17 protein-coding genes are annotated in these 20,831 nt (G+C 43.3%); 8 read left to right on the top strand and 9 right to left on the bottom strand.

All coding sequences use genetic code 11. The features are described from left to right. The first annotated feature begins 50 nt into the window (after positions 1-50). Complete coding sequence (metH, locus tag ACHUFW_RS11635; protein WP_394203220.1) at positions 51-3,776, top strand: methionine synthase; 3,726 nt, start codon at positions 51-53, stop codon at positions 3,774-3,776. 72 nt (positions 3,777-3,848) lie between these two features. On the opposite strand, the gene ACHUFW_RS11640 is transcribed toward metH, so the two are convergent. The 4 genes from ACHUFW_RS11640 to ACHUFW_RS11655 form a co-directional block, all read right to left on the bottom strand. Further along, positions 3,849-4,232, bottom strand: a complete 384-nt coding sequence (locus ACHUFW_RS11640; RefSeq protein ID WP_394203221.1) for a hypothetical protein — start codon at positions 4,230-4,232, stop codon at positions 3,849-3,851. A 185-nt stretch (positions 4,233-4,417) separates the two neighbouring features. Next, a complete protein-coding gene (locus ACHUFW_RS11645; RefSeq protein WP_394203222.1) occupies positions 4,418-6,142 on the bottom strand; it encodes an ammonia-forming cytochrome c nitrite reductase subunit c552 in 1,725 nt (574 codons plus the stop codon). A gap of 819 nt (positions 6,143-6,961) precedes the next feature. Next, a complete protein-coding gene (locus tag ACHUFW_RS11650) occupies positions 6,962-7,375 on the bottom strand; it encodes a hypothetical protein (RefSeq protein WP_394203224.1) in 414 nt (137 codons plus the stop codon). A gap of 192 nt (positions 7,376-7,567) precedes the next feature. Continuing rightward, positions 7,568-7,759, bottom strand: a complete 192-nt coding sequence (locus ACHUFW_RS11655; protein WP_394203226.1) for a hypothetical protein — start codon at positions 7,757-7,759, stop codon at positions 7,568-7,570. A 205-nt stretch (positions 7,760-7,964) separates the two neighbouring features. Here ACHUFW_RS11655 and ACHUFW_RS11660 point away from each other — a divergent pair, with 205 nt between their 5' ends. From ACHUFW_RS11660 to ACHUFW_RS11680, 5 genes are all read left to right on the top strand, one after another. Beyond that, entirely contained in the window at positions 7,965-8,315 is a 351-nt protein-coding gene (locus tag ACHUFW_RS11660) for an NINE protein (RefSeq protein WP_394203228.1), read from the top strand. 299 nt (positions 8,316-8,614) lie between these two features. Continuing rightward, the gene (locus ACHUFW_RS11665) at positions 8,615-11,197 is read left to right on the top strand and encodes an acylase (protein WP_394203229.1); all 2,583 of its coding nucleotides are present in this window, start codon (positions 8,615-8,617) and stop codon (positions 11,195-11,197) included. A 169-nt stretch (positions 11,198-11,366) separates the two neighbouring features. Next, positions 11,367-11,810 carry a hypothetical protein gene (locus ACHUFW_RS11670; RefSeq protein ID WP_394203230.1) on the top strand — a complete coding sequence of 148 codons (444 nt, stop codon included), beginning with the start codon at positions 11,367-11,369 and terminating at the stop codon, positions 11,808-11,810. 163 nt (positions 11,811-11,973) lie between these two features. After that, a complete protein-coding gene (locus ACHUFW_RS11675; RefSeq protein WP_394203231.1) occupies positions 11,974-14,016 on the top strand; it encodes a prolyl oligopeptidase family serine peptidase in 2,043 nt (680 codons plus the stop codon). 207 nt (positions 14,017-14,223) lie between these two features. Beyond that, the gene (locus ACHUFW_RS11680) at positions 14,224-14,439 is read left to right on the top strand and encodes a hypothetical protein (RefSeq protein ID WP_394203233.1); all 216 of its coding nucleotides are present in this window, start codon (positions 14,224-14,226) and stop codon (positions 14,437-14,439) included. A gap of 297 nt (positions 14,440-14,736) precedes the next feature. Here the strand turns inward: ACHUFW_RS11680 and ACHUFW_RS11685 are convergent, their stop codons facing one another. Further along, positions 14,737-15,105 (bottom strand): response regulator, encoded by a 369-nt coding sequence (locus ACHUFW_RS11685; RefSeq protein WP_394203234.1) that lies wholly within the window; start codon positions 15,103-15,105, stop codon positions 14,737-14,739. Between the two features lie 586 nt (positions 15,106-15,691). On the opposite strand from ACHUFW_RS11685, the gene arfA reads away from it, so the two are divergent. Both arfA and ACHUFW_RS11695 read left to right on the top strand, forming a co-directional pair. Next, positions 15,692-15,883 carry an alternative ribosome rescue factor ArfA gene (gene arfA, locus ACHUFW_RS11690; RefSeq protein ID WP_394203235.1) on the top strand — a complete coding sequence of 64 codons (192 nt, stop codon included), beginning with the start codon at positions 15,692-15,694 and terminating at the stop codon, positions 15,881-15,883. 450 nt (positions 15,884-16,333) lie between these two features. Beyond that, positions 16,334-17,257: a DMT family transporter gene (locus ACHUFW_RS11695; protein WP_394203237.1), complete on the top strand. Its 924-nt coding sequence runs from the start codon at positions 16,334-16,336 to the stop codon at positions 17,255-17,257. A gap of 62 nt (positions 17,258-17,319) precedes the next feature. Here ACHUFW_RS11695 and ACHUFW_RS11700 read toward each other — a convergent pair whose 3' ends face one another. From ACHUFW_RS11700 to ACHUFW_RS11715, 4 genes are all read right to left on the bottom strand, one after another. Then, on the bottom strand, positions 17,320-17,526 hold the full coding sequence (locus ACHUFW_RS11700) for a hypothetical protein (protein ID WP_394203238.1): 207 nt from the start codon (positions 17,524-17,526) through the stop codon (positions 17,320-17,322). A gap of 254 nt (positions 17,527-17,780) precedes the next feature. Next, on the bottom strand, positions 17,781-18,719 hold the full coding sequence (locus tag ACHUFW_RS11705; RefSeq protein ID WP_394203240.1) for a hypothetical protein: 939 nt from the start codon (positions 18,717-18,719) through the stop codon (positions 17,781-17,783). A gap of 8 nt (positions 18,720-18,727) precedes the next feature. Beyond that, positions 18,728-19,420 carry a potassium channel family protein gene (locus tag ACHUFW_RS11710; protein WP_394203411.1) on the bottom strand — a complete coding sequence of 231 codons (693 nt, stop codon included), beginning with the start codon at positions 19,418-19,420 and terminating at the stop codon, positions 18,728-18,730. Between the two features lie 138 nt (positions 19,421-19,558). Beyond that, entirely contained in the window at positions 19,559-20,578 is a 1,020-nt protein-coding gene (locus ACHUFW_RS11715) for an endonuclease/exonuclease/phosphatase family protein (protein WP_394203241.1), read from the bottom strand. Positions 20,579-20,831: the final 253 nt, after the last annotated feature.

Below are 20,831 nucleotides of genomic sequence, written 5' to 3' on the forward strand. Positions count from 1 at the left end.
GTTTCGCTTTAAGCGAGTGTGTCTGCAGTCAGTTTTAATAGGTAGAATTTATGGCGACCCGTACCCCGATAACACAAGTTAGGCAAATCAGTGCACAAATCGAAGCTCAGCTTCAACAGCAGATCCTAATCTTAGATGGTGCCATGGGTACTATGATCCAAGAGCGAAAGTTAGAAGAGGAACACTTTCGCGGCGAGCGCTTTAAGGATTGGCCATGTGATGTTAAAGGCAACAATGACCTGCTGGTACTTACCCAAGCTGACATCATTAAAGATATCCATAAACAGTACCTGTTAGCAGGCGCTGACATCATCGAAACCAACACGTTCAACGCCACGCGTATCGCCATGGCCGATTACGAAATGGAAGAGTTATCGGCTGAAATCAACCTTGAAGGCGCCCGCGTCGCCCGAGCTGCAGCCGACGAAGTTGAAGCTGAAACCGGCCGCCATTGCTATGTCGCTGGGGTACTTGGCCCCACCAACCGTACTTGCTCAATTAGCCCAGATGTTAACGATCCTGGCTATCGTAATATCACCTTCGACGAACTGGTTGAGGCCTACATTGAGTCAATTGAAGCGCTAGTAGCCGGCGGTAGCGATATCATTATGGTTGAAACCATTTTTGATACCCTCAACGCAAAAGCGGCATTGTTTGCGATTGAAACCGTCTTTGACCAACTAGGTCAGCGTTTACCCATCATGATATCTGGCACCATTACCGATGCCTCAGGACGAACACTCACCGGACAAACAACCGAAGCATTTTACAATTCGCTACGTCACGTTAAGCCGCTCTCTATTGGTTTAAACTGTGCATTAGGCCCGCAAGAGTTGCGCCCCTATGTTGAAGAGCTATCAAAAATTGCAGAGTGTTATGTCTCCGCTCACCCCAACGCAGGCTTGCCCAATGAATTTGGCGGCTACGATGAAACGCCCGAAGAGATGGCTGAAGTTATCGAGCAGTGGGCAGCAGAAGGCTTTTTAAATATCATTGGTGGCTGCTGTGGCACCACGCCAGATCATATTCGTGTCATTCGAGAAGCGGTCATAAAGCATCAACACCGCCCATTACCTGAAATAGCCGTTGCGTGTCGGTTGTCAGGCCTAGAGCCACTAAACATCGACGAAAACTCGCTCTTTTTAAATGTGGGTGAACGTACCAATGTAACCGGCTCTGCTAAGTTCCTAAGACTTATCAAAACCGGTGAATATGAAGAAGCGCTGTCAGTAGCCCGAGATCAGGTTGAAAACGGTGCACAAATCATCGACATCAACATGGACGAAGGCATGTTAGATGGCGTTGAAGTCATGCAAAAATTCTTGAACTTGATTGCCTCCGAGCCAGACATCAGTCGTGTCCCCATTATGATTGACTCGTCGAAATGGGAAGTGATTGAGGCTGGCCTCAAGTGCATTCAAGGTAAAGGTGTGGTTAACTCCATCTCACTCAAAGAAGGTGAAGATAAGTTCATTGAGCAAGCCACGTTAGTTAAGCGTTATGGTGCTGCGGCTATCATCATGGCGTTTGATGAAGTCGGCCAAGCCGATACCATGGCGCGTAAAGTTGAAATCTGTACCCGCGCCTATAACGTGCTAGTCGATAAAGTCGGCTTCCCACCGGAAGACATTATTTTCGACCCCAATATTTTTGCTATTGCAACCGGTATCGATGAGCACGATAACTATGCCGTAGACTTCATAGAAGCGACCCGAGAAATCAAGCGTACCCTACCCCACGCCATGGTCTCTGGCGGGGTGTCGAATGTTTCATTCTCCTTCCGCGGCAATAACCCTGTGCGAGAAGCGATTCATGCGGTGTTCCTTTACCATGCCATTCAAGCTGGAATGGACATGGGCATCGTCAATGCGGGTCAGTTAGCTATCTATGATGATATTGATGCCGAACTTAAAGAAAAAGTTGAAGCGGTTGTACGAAACACTCCCTGCCCGGTTGCAGATTCTAACAATACTGAACAGTTACTTGATATTGCTGAAAAATATCGAGGAGATGGTAGTTCAGCCGGTAAGAAAGAAGACCTGCAATGGCGTGATAAACCCGTTAATGAGCGTTTAGCCCACGCCTTGGTTAAAGGGATCACCGACTTTATTGACCAAGATACCGAAGAAGCCCGCTTAGCGGCAAGCCGTCCACTGGATGTGATTGAAGGTCCGTTAATGGATGGCATGAACATTGTCGGCGACCTATTTGGTTCAGGAAAGATGTTCCTGCCTCAAGTGGTGAAATCTGCCAGGGTAATGAAAAAAGCCGTAGCCTACCTCAATCCATTTATTGAGCTTGAAAAAGTGGAAGGTGAATCTAACGGTAAGATTTTGATGGTCACCGTTAAAGGCGACGTACACGATATCGGCAAAAATATCGTTGGCGTAGTATTAGCGTGTAATGGCTATGAGGTGATCGATCTCGGCGTAATGGTGCCAGTGGAGAAGATCATTGAGGTTGCCAAGGCCGAGAATGTTGACATTATCGGTATGTCGGGACTTATCACACCCAGTCTGGATGAGATGGTCCATAACGTCAAAGCGTTCCACAAAGCAGGGCTAACGATCCCTTCTATTATTGGCGGCGCAACCTGTTCAAAAATTCATACCGCAGTGAAAATAGCACCGCATTCACCTGAAGGTGCCATATACATTGCCGATGCATCACGTGCTGTGCCCATGGTGTCTAAACTCATTAACGATGAAACGCGCCAAGCAACCATTGATGATGCCTATAACGAGTATCAAGTAATGCGCGATAAGCGTAACTCACAGGCGAAACGCAAACAAATTGTCAGCATTGAAGCAGCCCGAGATAACCGTTGTCAGCATGATTGGGAAAACTACACCCCATTTGTTCCTAAACAGTTAGGGCGCCAAGTCTTTGAAGATTATCCGCTTGAGGATTTAATTGATCGCATCGACTGGACACCGTTTTTCCGCAGTTGGGAACTACACGGCCATTTCCCTAAAATTCTTGATGATGAAGTCGTTGGCGAAGAAGCACGTAAGCTTTACCAAGACGCTCAGGCGATGTTAAAGACCATCATTGCTGAGAAATGGCTGACAGCAAAAGGCGTTATCGGCCTGTTCCCAGCGAATACCGTTAACCATGATGATATCGAAATCTATACCGACGAAAACCGCGATGAATTGGAAATGACCACCCACCATCTACGCATGCAAATTGAACGCGTGGGTAATGATAACTTCTGCTTGGCGGATTTTGTGGCACCAAAAGATTCAGGTGTCGCTGACTATATGGGCGGTTTTGCAGTGACTGCAGGTCATGGAATTGATGAGCATGTGGCGCGTTTTGAAGCTGCACATGATGACTACAACGCCATCATGCTTAAGTGTTTAGCTGACCGACTCGCAGAAGCCTTCGCCGAGCGTATGCATGAGCGAGTGCGTAAAGAGTTCTGGGGTTATGCCGCTGATGAGCAACTGGATAATGAAGCGCTGATTCGCGAAAAATACAAAGGCATTCGCCCTGCACCTGGCTATCCAGCGTGCCCAGACCATACCGAGAAAGGCTTGCTATGGGATCTGCTTAAACCGGACGAAACCATTGATTTAAATATCACAGAAAGCTACGCCATGTTCCCAACAGCCGCGGTATCTGGTTGGTACTTTGCCCATCCACAATCACGCTACTTTGGTGTGACTAATATTGGCCGCGATCAAGTAGAGGATTACGCCAAACGTAAAGGCATGAGTATTGAAGAAACTGAGCGTTGGTTAGCGCCAGTGTTAGATTACGATCCAGAGTAATCTTGCTTTATTGGTAATAAACACATCAAAGCCCACAAAACACAGTGGGCTTTTTATTGGCCAATTTAATCGCTAATCGCGCCAGTCATAAACTTTACCATTGATGAGCAGCACTTGAAAAAGTCGGCCATCTTCACTCATGTACAACCATTGCTCCGCACCACGGCCTGAGCGATGTTTTTCACTGGGCTCACCTCGGCTTTTTAATAACGCTTGCTCACTCATGCCGATGGCCACTTCATTGTTGTTAATTAAACGCCGCTCTTGCTCAGAGAATTCACTTTTGATGTTTTCTACTACGGCCACTTCTTGCTGACTTTCAACCGCTTCACATAAATGGTCTTGGAACACCATTTTACCATCGACTTGGCATTGATAGATTTTGGCAGAAACACTGGCACTAATGACCAAAGCACCACATAAAACCGCAACTTGGTTGCCATACTGATTCATCATACTTCCCTGCTGACAATAAAAAACAGGCTAATTAAGCCACTCCTTAACATATTGATTATGCAGCATAGATAGACAAGTTTCACGACTTATTGTGCTGCGTTGTTAGGCGTTCCTCATAAAAAAAGCCAGTCTGGAGCGGACTGGCTTTTTGCAGGAGAATTATAGAGATGAGATGGTTACACTAATTAGCGCAGTTCAACTGGCCACTCTTTCTTAACACGCTCATTGATGAAGTTATCTTTATCAGATTTCATCTTGTCGTAATCAAGACCGGCTTCCACTTGTACTTTCGCTTTAGTGTCGTACTTACTAGCGTCATAAACGTAATCTGGCGCATATTTAGCAAGTAATGCATCAGCTTCAACAATAGCTGCATCTAAAATAGTATTTGATTTAACCAATAGACGCTTAGCTTCGGTAAAGTTGTGAGCATAAATACCATGCGATGCTGTCGCACTATCCCAGAACCACTGGGCATTACGGATTTTACCAAGCAAGCTATTCATTTCAGTCGCTAGCTCATTACCCGCATTAAGTGCAGCCTCATAGTTACCTTTCGCTTCACCAATTGTCTTACCAGACTCGATACCTTCAACCCCATTTGCAGCCCAAATCGCTTGTGCTTTGAAGTGTGCTTCAGTTAAACGAGGATCTGTACCGTTGGCCTCAAAACGTAATGCATTGATTTCAGCTTTTCTGTTAGCAAACTTAGTCTCAAAGTCGCTGGCGCTATGGCACATAGTACAATCGCTAGGCAACTTAGTTGCATCAAATTTAACGTTATGATTTGAGTACTCTGTACCTTGAGCATTTTCAGCTTTAGGCATATGACAAGTATTACAACTAAATTCTAAATGGTTCGGCATCATATGGCTGGTGCGATCCATTAAGTTTTCATACTCAGGGTGCTGGGTCTTCAATGAAGGCGCACCTGAGATTGCGTTAGTCCAATCTTTGAAATTGATCTTATCGTAGTAGGCCAATTGCGCTTCCGCAGCAAAACCCTTGTACAGCATGTCAGTACCTGTATAGCTTACGACATCGGCATAGTCTGTTTCTACGCCAGGTACCCAGTGATCCCATGGATAACGCACTTTTTTGTCATCGGTACCATCGAAGTAGTATTCAACGTGGCATTGGGCACAGGTTTGACTGGCTTGACCATTATGATCTTGCTCAGCAAAGGTATAGCCAATTTTTTCCATCGCACGCTCTGCATAAGGGCGAGACAAGCGAATGGTATTCTCTCCTAGCTCATGACAATCTGCACAACCAATAGTGTTGCCCATTTCATGGCCCCAAGTAGACCAACTGTTATTGGCAAACTTACCTTCACCAATTAAGTCATACATGCGAGCCACATCTGGCGATTTACAAGACCAGCACGAAGCAGCCATTGCTTCACCAACCACTTCACCATCATGGCCAACCACAGGGCTACCGGTACGCAAAGTCTTAATCACATCGGTCAATGCAAAGTGATGACCACGGGCACGATTGTAGTCTTTAGCAAAGCCGTAACCCGCCCAAGCACTGACTAAGTTTGGATTGGCGGCCAATAAATCGGTAGGCGCACCAGATTCTGGATTATTATCTTCAGTGCTTGCCCAAGTGGCATGCTGATCAGGGAAGGTCTCTTGCCAACTATCACTGTTATAAAAATCAATAGGACCTGTCGTCGGTGGAACGACACACGTGTTAGTATCAGGGTCTAAGACTGTACCCTCACCGCACTCTACCGGATCGACTGGCTCTGGTGGCTCAACCGGAATGACTTCACACACATTGGTATCAGGGTTCAGTTGAGACCCTTCACCACAGGTGACATTGTTGCCATCATCATCACTATCGTTACAACCTGCCAAAACCGCAGATACCGCAATTGCAACCGCTAGTTTTTGTAACTTCATCTCACACTCCTCAAAGTGAATATTATTCACTTTTTATGCTGTTTTTTATTGTAATCAAATTGTCAATTAGACGCCCTCAGCTATAACAAACACGTAAGATTCGGGTAAACAATAAACAAACATTTGTGTGACAAAAATCACTAGTAAATCACCCAAATATCCCTAAAGAGGTATACTCAATATTGGTTTAAGTTCAAACTTTTACTCAAAAATGATATATAAACATAAGATTATTTAGCCTAAATTACTATAGATAAATAAAAATTAGGAAATCGCTTAATTATTGACCGTTAATATAATGCAACTATGCACCACTACTGAGGTATTCCTTTTTAGAGAGGCGTTCTTTGTTAATAGCTAACTCAAAGAAAGCCTAACCGTTAACATTTGAACCTGTAGAAAGTTAACGATACAACCACACGAAAAATGAATAATTATTCACCCAGCCTTTAAAGGGAGTTCTTATAGATAGGATAAACAGCTAGGATAAATAGGTAGGGTCAATAGATAGAGCAAATGGATAATTAAGGCGTGTTGATCATTCGAGCTGATTTTTGCAGCTGTTTATGAAATCGTCACCCAAGGATGGGACTTTGATAGGTTGTTATCCGACCTGAAAAAACCAAATAAAAAGATGCCACCTACGCTGCCTAAGCGAGATCAGCAACAAGCATTCTACGCTTTGTTAAGCGATATTTTGCTTAATATGTTAAGCGGCAAATAACAGGCTACCGGCCACTTGCTGCGATTAAAATGCTCTTGACTAGGCATCTTAACCAAACAAGATTTAACCGCGAAAACAAACACGCCCAAATAGTTTTAGCTTGCTTGTTGGGTTTTCTGCTTAGTCAATTCGGCTATTTGAGCCAATAAAGCCGTGATTTGAGATTGGATAACTTGGCGTTGTTTATCAGCCGCTTCGCCACGCTCGCCTTGTAGCTCTTGCAGTTGCTGCTCAAGTTTTTCAACTTGCTGTTGTAATTTTTCTATCAGTTGCGTCAAAGCATCTTTTTCAGATTCGCTCTCCTCGGTTTGCTTTGGCGACTGCAGCTGGTTTTGACTCGCATGCAGTTGGCTACCTATTTCGGTCGCCAACATTTGACGTCCCTTAAGCGAAACATTAACTACGTCCGCAGCGGAGTCAACACGATCAACACTGTTGTTTGGGGATTTTGAGCTCACACTCAAACGGCTATAATCACTGATTTGCTGATTAGCAACAGTCAAATTCATTCGCACATCCATCACCCCCCCCTCTTATCAACAAGTTGCATACCCTGTTAATGGATTTTATTGCTCGATTAACTTTTATCGGCAAACGACAGCTAACCTTAAGGGGGTTAATTGCTTATTGTGTGATCAAACTAATCTGAAACCACGACTGTGTAGAACTGTTAAAATAGCACCAATGTGATAGCGCTATGCCTATGCATCCTCTTCATGCATATAGCTTTCAATTAGCTGCAACTGATCTTGGTCGTCTAACCAGCCTTTGTGCACTTGATAACTACTCACATTGACCTCCTGACTTAGTGGATCAGTATCTATGCGCATTTTACTGGCCAGAATATTGCCTAACGGTGCTCCCGTTTGAGTTCCCATACCTTTAACTGCCATTGCCCGCCTCCTTTAACCTAAGCTCTAGCGTGGCGATTCACTTGATTCATTATAGTTCAGCCAAGACTAAACATAGGTAATTACCCGCGCAGAGTAAAAGCAAACACTTTTTGAAAACTGTGAAGCAGACACCTAGATTTGAGCTAACACATGTACGCATAATAACCTTTCATTCTAATCGTGAAAGTGACTACTGGAGTTTGCTATGAAAAGTAATAGTTGTCCTCGTATTTCATGCCCAAGCTGCCTTGAACAGATCCCTGTTGATGCAAGGGTTTGTGACCATTGTGCAAGCGTTCAAGGATTAGAGGCGTTGGCAGGCGTCGACCCCAGTATTCGTCTAAAAAGCCGCAAGTTAGCAATCCTATTTAGCATCCTATTAGGCGGGTTAGGATTACATAAATTTTATCTAGGTCAGCACCTTAAAGGAACGCTCTACCTATTGTTTTGCTGGACATTAGTGCCAATGGTTATTGGTTGGTTAGATGCGATTAAAACCATCAAAATGGGTCCTTTCGGTTTTGCCCAACGTTATAACCGAGGTCATGCCATGTAACCTCTGTTTCAAGTTTAACAGTGACAACATACTGGCTATCAAGGTTGTCACTGCCCCCTCCCTTTGCTTACACATGTTTCGTTATTGCTAAAAATTAAATTCCATTTGCAAAATATAGACAAACGTTTGAATGACTGTTTAAATGGTTTTTTATGTCTTTGCAGTATTTGACCAATTAGAGCTTAATTATTTTCGCTAAGCAGTTAATTAACATCTAACTTTCAAAATTAGGGCATCTGAATTTTTTGGGGTTTCACCAGCGTTACTGGTGTTATTACATAACAAAAAGGGACCATTCGATGCATTTTAATAAGTTCATGCTTGCCATGGGCATTACCTCTGCTGTGCTCCTTAGTGGCTGTGGTAATGATGAAGGCAGTGCAAATATCCAACGACCCGACCCACAACCAGAAGTCACTCCGCCACTACAAGTTTTCGCCCCTGATGGCCTACTTAAAGCACAAATTCGTCGTACAGCTTACGGTGTACCGCACATTCAAGCGGATAACCTAGAAAGTTTAGGCTTTGGTAGTGGCTACGCCCAAGCACAAGACAATCTGTGCGTACTTGCTGATGGTTTTATCAAGGCAAATTCTGAACGTTCAATGTATTTTGGCCCCCATGCATCCATCGACTTTTCTACCGGACTACCAACCGCCGAAGATAATGGAAATTTGATTTCTGATTTCGCCTACAAGGCATTAAAGATTCGTGAGAAAGCAGAAACTCAATACACAAGCTTTAGCTACAACTCTCGAGCTTTGATGGAAGGTTTTAGTGCTGGGTACAACCAGTATCTCGCAGATGTCGAAGCCCAAACCCAGACCGCAGATCCATTTTGCGCAGGCCAACCATGGGTGAAGCCGATTGATGGTGTCGATGTTGCCAACTACCTATTTTCGATAGCCCTGCTACCTGGCGCGGCAAACTTTCTCGATCTGATTTTCTACGCCAACCCTGGTGATGGAGAGGAGTACTTGCCGCGTATTGTCGGCTCAGCACCATCGGTAGCTCAAACCGCATTTATCAATGATATCAATACCAAGTTCTTAGCCCACAAACAAACAATCACCACACCAGAAACTAATCCAAGGGATTTGGGCTCTAATGGCTGGGGGTTGGGCCGAGATAAAACCGAAAACGGCAAAGGTATGGTGTTAGGTAATCCTCATTTCCCTCATACCGGTAATTTACGATTTTGGCAGTCACACCTCACTATTCCAGGTCATATTGATGTCATGGGCGGCTCTTTGGTAGGAATGCCGGGCGCAATCAATATCGGCTTCAATAAGGATGTTGCTTGGACTCATACTTTTTCGACAGCCGAGCACTTTGTACTATACAACTTAGAATTGGTCAGCGGCGACCGCATGCAATACCTGTTTGATGGTGAAGCCATGCCAATTACTAAAGAAACAGTGCAGATATTGGTCAATGGCGGCCCGGCCGGCATGCTAATCGCGGAGAAGGACATTTATACTACCCCCAAGGGTCCTATTGCTGAGGCACCAATTACTCAGGCTCCATTTGGATGGGATGATGGCCAAGCCTTTATGCTACAAGACGCCAATATGGCCAACAAAGATCCGATTGATCATTGGCTAGCCATGAATCGCGCCACCAATATGAGCGAGTTTCAACAAGCATTTAAGAATTACGATGGTGTGATCTTTAATAACACCATGTATGCTGATAAAGACGGTAATGCATTTTATATCGATGACTCCACAGTGCCTGGGTTAACTGGTGTAGCAATCAGCCTACTCAAAACCAATCCAGATATTATAGCGACTCGTCAGCAAGCCGGATTTACTATCTTGCCGGGAAATAGTTCACTGTTTGCCTATGACTCGCCGCTAGGCTATGAATTCGCACCTAAATTAGAACGCAGTGATTTCGTTCAAAACTCCAACAACTCTTTCTGGTCAACCAACTTGGCTAGTCCACTTGAGGGTTATTCTGCAATGTATGGGCCAGAACGTGGCCAACAATCATTACGGACCCGCATGGCATTGAAGTTGATGAATGAGGCCGGTGGTGAAGATGGTAAGTTTAACTTGCAAGAACTTGAATCAGCAGTACTTTCTAATCAAATCTATCTTGAGAGCTTAATATTTGATGATCTTATCAGCCAATGCCAAGCTCAAGGCGATACGCCGGTGATGATTTCTGACAGCTTAAGCCAAGACATAACTGCCGCGTGCCAGGCATTATCTCAGTGGAATGGTAAACAGGATAATGACAGTATCGGTGGTGCGCTCATACGTGAATTTGCCCATTTATTCGATCAATCTACCATGTTAACCGTGCCGTTTGACGCCAATGATGCCGCAAATACACCAAACACCCTATCAACCGATGGCAGTGCCCTCATGGCTCTAGCTCGTGCAACCGCCAATCTTGAAGCTGCCGGTTTTGACGTTGATAGCCCAATGGGCAATGTGCAATTTGTCGAAAAATCCTTACCAGATGGCACTCCATCAGGAACTAAGCTTCCTTGGCCTGGAACCCATAATGCAGAGGGTGGGTTTAACGTATTCTCAACCAGCCTCAGTGGTGATGATACTTTAGTGCCGCAGCATACCTACCCAAGAGCAACTGATGTAGTTACCACTGCACCATTAGCATCAGGTTTAACAGCTCAAGGTTACCCGATCCGTTATGGTTCAAGCTGGATGATGGCTGTTAGCTTTACCGACCAAGGCCCAGTGGCTAAGGGAATTCTAACTTACTCGCAATCGAGTAACTTTATGTCTGCACAGTTCAATGACCAATCTGAACTGTACTCTGGCAGTAAGCAATTCCGCCCTTTGCTATTTAACGAAGCTGATATTGCAGCTGCCGTTGAGTCAAGCATAGACCTCAGCTGGCAAAAGCCGTAGACACGATTTACCTCCCCGCCCCCAAACTAAAAGGATAGCTTTAGCTATCCTTTTCTTTACCTGCTATTTATTAATATAAGTTTAGTAAAAGCTAACTTAACCTTATGATAGTTAGTGCTTTATCATTCATCGTCGACTAACATAAAGCTAAATCAACTGCAGGATTAAGATGATGACATTATCACTTGGCAAATGTGCACGATTGATTGTCCCCTTGTTACTAATAAGCACTAGTGCACAGGCAACCATCATTGAGCTCACCCACTATCAAGGTGGCTTTCAAGGTGAATTGAATGACCAAGCTGCACTGATGTTCGTATTTAATAGCGATGACGAGCGCTACCAATGTCATATCAGCACCACTGAGCAGTACCTTAGACAAGCACAACATAGGTTGGAAAATATTAACCTTAGCGAACCCAATTTCTTTTTCGATTGTCAGTCAAAAACACAGCACTTTATGTTGTCCAACCGCTACCGAACCTATGCAGAAGTGTTGATAAAACAACCTGACGCCCAATTCCCAATGTCTATGCATATCGAAGCTAAACTCGTTAATTTGGCGGGTGAAATTGCTTTTATTCGTAGTGGTGATATTTCATTGAAGCGTTAAACATAGGCTCATAATAACAACCGCACATCAATGCTAAACATAGCGATACATTTTCTTATTACAGTTACATAGCAATCATGGCTATACTGTTGTCGCCCAAGCCGTGTTTGGCAAACAATAATAAAATTATTAACAAATAGAATGTTATCCAAGGAGACCACTCGTGAAGAAAGTCGGGATTATCTTACTGTGTCTGCTCATGCCGTTAAGCAACGCATTTGCTGCACAGAGCAAACCTCTTTCGGTTGATGTGCTGTGGCAACTCAACCGGATTGGCAGCCCAATTATTTCGCCTAATGGGGAATACATTGTAGCGCCAGTCACCCAATATGATGTACCTGAAGATAAAGGCTCAACTCAATTATGGTTGTTCGCCAAAGATGGCAGTAAGCAACGCCCATTGACCGCAAAAGGGCTACGTGCAAGTGAACCAGTATTTTCACCCGATGGCAAAACACTGGCTTTTGTGAGTAAACGTGATGACGATGAAGCGGGACAAATCTACTTGCTGCCGCTAAATCAGGCGGGCGAGGCGCAACGTTTAACTCAAGTCCCAGGCGGCGTATATGGCATAAAATGGGCTGGAGAGCACTTATATTTCATTAGTCGCGTCTTCCCCGGTAAAGATTGGCAGCAAATGAGTGAACAGCTCAAAGCCGACAAAGATGACAAAGTCTCAGCACAACAATGGAATGCGTTGCCTTATTCAAGCTTTGATCATTGGATTGACGAAGACAGACAAGCTCATGTGTTTAGAATTGATGCCAAAGGCGGCGAAGTGGAAGCGGTAACAGTACCGCTAAATCAACAACTGCCTCGCTCTTATCAAAGTGCTGCAAGTTACGATGTATCACCTGATGAGCAATATATAGCTTTCAATGCAAACGGTTGGCCTGCAGATCATGCAACGCGTAATGTCGACCCTAAAATCGATATCTTTCTCGCCAAAATTGGCAGTAATAAGGCGACAAACCTAACGCCAAACAATGAAGCTCCCGATAGCAACCCTCGCTTTAGCCCAGATGGAAAAACCTTGGCCTTTACCCGCCAGCTTATCCATGGTTTCTATGCAGATACTGCCAATTTAAATCTGTATGATCTAAAACGTAAAACGACCCGAGAGATTACTACCGATTGGGATCGATCTGTTGCACGCTTCATTTGGACCGCTGACAGCAAAGGCTTCTATGCCGCTATTGATGATGCCGCCACCCGCCGTATCTATCACATCAGCGCCAAAAATGGCAAAGTTAAACCCATCACTGATGCAACAAACTTTGGTCAGCCATCAATTTCAAAAGACGGTACACTTGTCGCTGCCAACGACAGCTTCCTCTACCCTGCACGGGTTGTGAAAATCAACACTCGCAGCGGTAAAACCACCCGTCTTGATAGCTTCAATGATGATGTCCTTGCCGACGTTGATTTAGGAACCTACGAGTCGGTAACCTACAAAGGCTACAATGACCAAGATATCCAAATGTGGGTTCACTACCCTCCTGGATTTGACCGCAGTAAAAAATACCCACTCATGATGCTAATTCACGGTGGTCCTCATAATGCGATTTCTGATGGATTCCATTATCGCTGGAACGCCCAGACCTTCGCTTCTTGGGGTTATGTGACAGCCTGGCCAAACTTCCATGGCTCTAGCAGCTTCGGACAAGAGTTTGCTGACAGTATCAACCCAGACTGGAAAAACAAGTCATTAGAAGATGTGTTGAAAGCCACACAATGGTTTGAGAAAAAAGACTGGATTGACAATGAGCGAATGGTTGCGGGTGGAGCAAGTTATGGTGGCTACCTCACCTCTATCATCCTTGGCCAAGAGCATCCATTCAATGCGTTACTGATCCATGCAGCTGTATACAACATGTACTCGCAAATGTCGGCTGACTTTGCCGTTCACAGTACCCGTTTTGGTAACTATTGGGATAAGCCTGAAATTTATCAGTCTATCTCTCCTCACTACGGAGCCGGTAACTTTAATACCCCAACATTAGTGATCCATGGTCAGTTAGATTATCGCGTACCAGTGGGACAAGGATTCGAGCTTTTCCGTACATTACAAAGCCGAGGCATCGAGTCTCGTATGATCTATTTCCCCGATGAAAACCATTGGATCATGAAGCCGAATAACTCTATCTATTGGTACAACCAAGTAGAAGATTGGATGACCAAGTTTGCCGAACCAGGCGGACGTTAAACCAAGCTTAAAAACCATTAGAAAGCCGCCATTACAGGCGGCTTTTTATTTTAAATGTGATTATGTACATAGAGTTAGTGAGAAGTGAGATCCAATGTAAAATGTAATAAAAACCATTAACTTGTTCAAAAACGACAATGACAAACTTGCACCACAACACCAAAGTTAGCTATGTTAGGTTCAACTTAACACAATAGGGTGAGTAACATGGTAAAACCGATTATTGGCAGTATTGTTTGTTTAGTAGTTTTTATTGGCCTTTTACAAGGCACGCACCATATGTATATCGCTGTTGCAGATAATGAAACCGCTCTTTACGGCGTCGCAGCACTTATTTGCGTCATGTGGGCAAGCTTATTTGGTGTGGTTTTGAGTTTGTTTTATCCACAATTGAAGAAGTTGTGGCTATCAAGAAAAGATTAAAGTTTCATGCTTGGCACATTTGTCTTTAAAAGACTAATGTGCCAGCACGTTTTTCTAGTTTTCAACTTTGACCCATGTTGCATCCCTGCGAGTCTACATGAAAGTGGACGATTAAATATAATCGATCAGCGATAAAAAGTTAACCAATTAGTTTAAAAATCATCCTATCCACTTAGAATAAAATCTTCGATCGATATTACAGTAATAGACTTTAATATCACTACATTTCATGTGGTTATAGTTATCTCTATTACTTCTAATTCAGCAACTCCCCCTACTTCACGCTCAGAAAAGGGGTTAGTTCGGCAGATACTCATCTAACTTACTTTGAATATCTGCTGGAAGAATAGGTTTAGTCACATAGTCACTTGCGCCAAGCTTTTTAGCAAATTCTTGATCGGATTCTTCTACTAAAGTGCTTATGACTACCACAGGAATTGCGGCTTTTTCGCTGTCACCTTGGAGATACTTCAACACTTGATAACCATTAACTTGCGGCATACTTATATCAAGAAAAATCAAATCAGGTGTTATTGACTCAAGCAAATCGATGCCACCAATACCTGAGTTTGCTGTTGTCACTTGATAATCATCGCCTAGCATAGCCAACAACACCCCAGTACAAACCGGATCATCATCAATCACCAAGATCTTTGCTCTATCCATTCATCACCTTCACGTTTTTAGCTTGTTACATCATTGCTCGACAGCCATATTGGTCACACTTTTTGACACCCAGATTGTGTGCCAGTTCACGTAACTAAAATATTAGTCAAGTTAGCAACATCATGCAATGGCATAAGGTTTATTAAATCTTAATAATCAATGAATTATCTTTCACCAGCCAGATTAACCTTATTGACTAATAAACAAATAAACAAATAAACAAATAAACGCACTAAAAACAAAAACCTACTTGCTATTACTACCTTAAGGAACACTTAATCTGCAAGTAACTATGCCTTAACCTCAACCGTAAACTCAGCCTTAGCATTAGTCTTTAACCGTATCATTGTTAAACTGACTTTTCAGCCGCTAAGGTTTAAGCAGCCAGCATGGTAAGGTAAAAATGCTAGATCAAGCTATAAATAGACAGGGCAAGTAAGCACCTATTGAAAGTGCAAATCTGGTCACAAAATATTCAAATAAGGCACTGTACATTGCATCAACATTCGCTTATATTGCAGCCGTTTTCATTACCGAGCTACTATGTATACTTCTACAATTAGCTCACTGTATAAAAGGAAAAGATATGGCAAAACATCAAGTAACGTCGACTTATGTCCATGACCATGGTCGAGGTAAAATTAACGACAATGCCGTAAAAGCATTAGTCACCAGTAAATTATTCAAGAGCCAGGTTGAACAACCGAAAAAAGGCAAAGGTTCATATAATCGTAAACATATCAAAGGGGCATTAGCTAAAGGGCAATGCCCCTTTTGATTTTCTAAGCATCTCGATATTCACCAACTTCTCTCCAACAGCTTGTCATCTTTTTCAGTCTAATTTCACCAAGTAAAATCTGTTCAGCGCTATTCTCAGCAAACATAAAACACTGTTTCTTACATTAATGGCTAATATAAAGCGCAACACCTAATTGACAATACAATGGCCGACCTTCACTATTAAAATTGTAGTCAGATTTAGTTAAGTAATTTCATATTAAGAAGCCAGCAATGTACCTAGCACTCAATACACATAATCGCCAGTCATCAGTACGACAACACGTACTGTGTGTATGTGTGTGGCTGCAAAGGCCTGCGGATCATTTGAATTAACTAAGTCACTATATTCATGACCGCAACAATCAGCATTGCGGTCACCACTTCGCTTTGCTTACCTTCGTTGTTGTCACCTATTGCTATTAATACGGAACATTGAGGTAGACATGTAATGAAAACACAGCCACCACTTCCCAAACTCGTTGCCATTGCATTTATTGCTGTTGTATTGATCTGGTCAACAACCCCACTAGGGATTGTCTGGAGCAGTGAGAGTGTACATCCAACCATGGCAGTTTTACTGCGAATGGTGCTCGCTTTAGTCATTGGTGGCGTGGTGATTCTATGTAGCTCAATTCGTTTACCGCTCACCGCAAATGCGTTTAAATTGTATGGTTTTTCAGCCATCGGCATTGTTGGCGGCATGCTGCTAAGCTATATGGCTGCCCGCTACATCCCGTCTGGCACCATGTCTTTACTATTTGGTTTATCGCCAATTATTTCCGGACTAATGGCGCAACGAATTTTAGGGGAAGCAAAATTCAGCCACATTCGTATTGTTGCGCTCATTCTCGCATTCTCTGGGTTGGCGGTGGTGTGCTCATCTAAACTGGCTTTGGGCGATACAGCCATACTCGGCTTACTATTAATTCTTTGTGCGGTGACACTGTTTAGCCTCAGCGGCGTGTTGATTAAAACGGTGCAGATCAGTATTCATCCGATCGCGAGTACAGTAGGAGCGCTAATGGTGTCAACGCCAATGTTTGCACTAGCTTGGTGGCTATTTGATGGCACTTTTCCTGTCGACACTTGGAGTGCTAAATCTCTATGGTCGATAATCTACCTTGGTATATTTGGCTCTTTAATTGGCTTTGTCGGCTATTTTTATATTTTGCAGCATCTCAATGCGAGTACCGTGGCGCTGGTTACCTTGATCACCCCTATTTTTGCCATGGGCTTAGGCGCAGTGCTCAATAATGAACAGATCAGTCAGACACTCATTATAGGGGCATGTTTAGTCATACTGGGGCTGGCAGTCTATCAATTTGGTGATAATTGGTGGACCAAAAGACAACAACGAAAGTGTTTACAATAAAGAAAATTGCGGTGACATCATGTAAAAATACATGGGTCACCGCAAAATAATGGCTAAGTTCATTAGTTATACCCCAATACAAAATCGGCCTCTTCATAGATAACATGTTGATTCGGCTTTGAGGCGACTAAATCTTTTTGTGCCTGCTCACCGATAAGCTTAATCACATAATCTACGCGGCAACGATATGCATCAGACGTTTCATATAAGTTTTGATTAATAGCAAAGTGCAATTGCTCCTTTGCAAGATTTAAATTTGAATATGCCATAGCGGCCTCCTTAGTTTAAATACACAACACATTTAATTGGTACGCTCATACATAGATAAGCAGGTGTTGTGCCAATATTTAAACCAGGAGTTAATATCTCTTAAAAACAAAATCTTAAGAAAATAAATTGAGGAATTACCAATTCATACCCGAGAAGATGATTCACTTTGCCATTCAAAACAAAAATGATATTGCAAAGGATGCTTTGCAAAATGAAAAAAACATGAGAAAGCAGCGACAGAACGACAGCTGGTTTAACTTTCAACCTTAGTGATGTGCATACGACTGACATCCTTATTCCAAAGCTGAATGATTTTTCGAGTCTTGCTCCTATTCCAATAACAGCGACCAAAAATGATAATCCCAGCACCTGAGAGTTCATTGGCATCATTAACCCTAAAACGCTTTTTAAACTCTTGTTGATAGGCATCAATAGGAATACCAAGCAACTTATTCTCTGCTGGGTTTAACCAGAGCATTTGCTTATCTGCGTGGGACAATGTTCCCCAATACATTCTTGGCGCCCCTTTTTCGGTAGGCTCTGCATCAGCAAAGTTAACAAACAAGTTTTTAGCTCGCCAACGGTACTTCTCATCGGTGTAGACCCACAATGAGGCATGTTGTAATTCACTTCCCCGCAGTAAACTGTTTAATAGTCGCGGCAAGCCTTGCTTAGTGATTGCCACGGTACCATTTGGATCTTGTGATATTGACGGTTGTGAGGTCGCTTGATTAGCTGGCTGCATGTCAACTTCAGCCACTGTCGATGCCGGCTTATTCTTGGTCTTGGTATAAGTCTTGGAGCTGGTTTGGATCTGGGATGCTGCCTTACCTAAGCTAGGTTGAGGTGACAAACGTGGCTTGATACTAAAATCAATTTGCATTTCATCATCATTAGCCAAGACCTCATTTACAGCTAAGGCATCGGCTTCCTCAAGCTTTCTCGCCGTAGATGGCCTAAACTCGATACAGTCCGCAGCATGATAGCGAGAGCCAAAACAAGCAGCTTTACCATCTTTAGAAGCTTTCCGGTAATAAGCTTGTGCAGAGCAAGCTGGACAATATAAATGATAACGAAACGCGGCAATATCCGACTCACTGAGGCTTTGAAAAGTAAAAATGGAATAAACCTTTGTGGTTTGCCCGCTATCAGCATCTGTATCATTAGGCGGACGATATACAGCGTCTAACATAATCGACCTTATTCATCCTCAGTGGGCTTTAATTGTTCAGAATCTTCAGGTCGAGCTTGCCCAGCGCTCACTAGACTTGCCACCACAATTGCCATATAAAATACGCCAACAATCGCTTCCATATACACTGCCACTTGGGCAAACGGCGTCACCGGACTGATATCGCCATAGCCTAAGGTTGTTAGGGTAACAAAGCTAAAATAAGCCATTTGAGAAAAGTTATCTCCCCATGCAGCAGGCTCGACTCCTGTGAACGAGTGCGGTGAAAACTCTAAAATAAACAAATAAATTAATGACCACATTAGCCCTAGCAATAAAAATAATGCGATAGAGCCAATAATCTTATTGCGATCAACATGGCCTACAAACAATATCTGCCGCGCTACCGAGCTAAAAGTGCCCCAAAAAAACGCAAACATAAACGATAGCATCAACAAGTCCATCACCTTGATGTCGAGTACATTCCTGACCAGAGTGGCGATGAACCAAGACACAACCAACATGACCATAAAGTGATACCAACGCCTATCAAAGCGCAAACTGCGTAAGCAAACAATGAAAGTTATCACGGTAAATGTTTCAAGGACATACTCTAGAATTCCTTGCGGCATGACCTCTACCAAAGATGAGCTAACCAGCAGCCCAACTAGCGCAAAGGTCATATAGAAAAAGTTATTTTGCTGATTTATCTTTTGTTGCATATGCACAGTTAACTCCACCCTGTCCTTGAAAATAGTGGTTCAGGTTGCTCACCCATATAGGCTGACATCAACCTCCTGTATCAACATATGAATAATAACGGCACTACGCAAGCCATAGCACTATTAAATATCGGTGAATCAGCTCCTTATGCGGCAGGTAACGCTTACTGCAGCGTGATCGCTGCTATGACTGTCTCTGTCATATTGGGGGCTAGTGAGGTGTTGATCAAAAGTTTGGTAACTAATCACCTCGGCTAAACTTTGATCGTTTTGACTATTAAATTCAGCTGACAACAAGATATAGTCAAGCACATTGCCTTTATTGAGATGATAGTGAGTAGCTGGACGATCAATTGCACTACGAGCATAGTGGTTGGCCTCAAACAATTGGTAGGCATCATGAAGGCTATACTGGATAAATTCATTGGGACTTAGCTGAGTTTTTAAGCGACTATCTTGGCTAACCAAAGTACTTAACACACCATTATGCAGAGAATCATTAAAGTCACCTAACACCGCACAAGGGTTTTGGGTTTTGGCACGACGCGAAGCAATCGCGTAGCGCAACAATGTCGCTTCTGCTCCACGTTGCTGTGCAGCCGCCCACTTGCTGGCAGCTTCCAAGGCAAACATTTCCGTTGCAGACATATCCTTATTAGTGATCTCTTCGGTGCTCAAAGTGCCACGCTGAGACTTAAAATGAATAACAAATAGATCGAGTTCACCAAATTGAGGCAGATTAACTGTAGCTAACAATGGGACGCGGCTAAAAGCAAAATCACTCGGCAGGGATAACACCGGTAATATTTCAGCATGGCTATCTATACGGGTAGTCTGTGTAATTGGGTGTTTTGATGCTAATGCGACCACAGGATCACGATAGATAAACTCATCAACAACCGTTGGTTCATCAACCACACAAACATATTCATAGCCACAATCTGCCAGCAACCGTTTCAAGACATCAATGCTAAACACTTCCTGAAAAGCAATAATATCGGGCTGCTCTGAAGCGAGGTAGTGTGCTATCCAGGTCAGTTTTTTCTGCCACTGCTGTGCTGTATATATATTCTCAAAGTCATAGTAAGCATTGGGGGGGTCAACAAAATTAAACAGGTTGAGCGTTGAGATTTTAAATTTGCAGGTAGCATTGCCCATAGCTAAGCACATCACCGCTATAAAGTGTTCTTACCCAGAGATTATAGGTTAATTATTGAAAAGCAACAGCTTGGAAAATAAATCAGATAAATACATTGCTAATTTAAACTAAACACTGGTAGTACAAGCTTAACTCTACCAGTAAACATAGCTGATAGTCAGCTTATGGGAAATAGCAACGGTTAGGTTGTGGTATGCTTGCGACACAGGCCTGAAAGGCAACTACAATTTCGACTACCAGAAAGCTGCAGCG

This window comes from Shewanella waksmanii (genome assembly GCF_043643685.1).
Classification (GTDB): domain Bacteria; phylum Pseudomonadota; class Gammaproteobacteria; order Enterobacterales; family Shewanellaceae; genus Shewanella; species Shewanella waksmanii_A.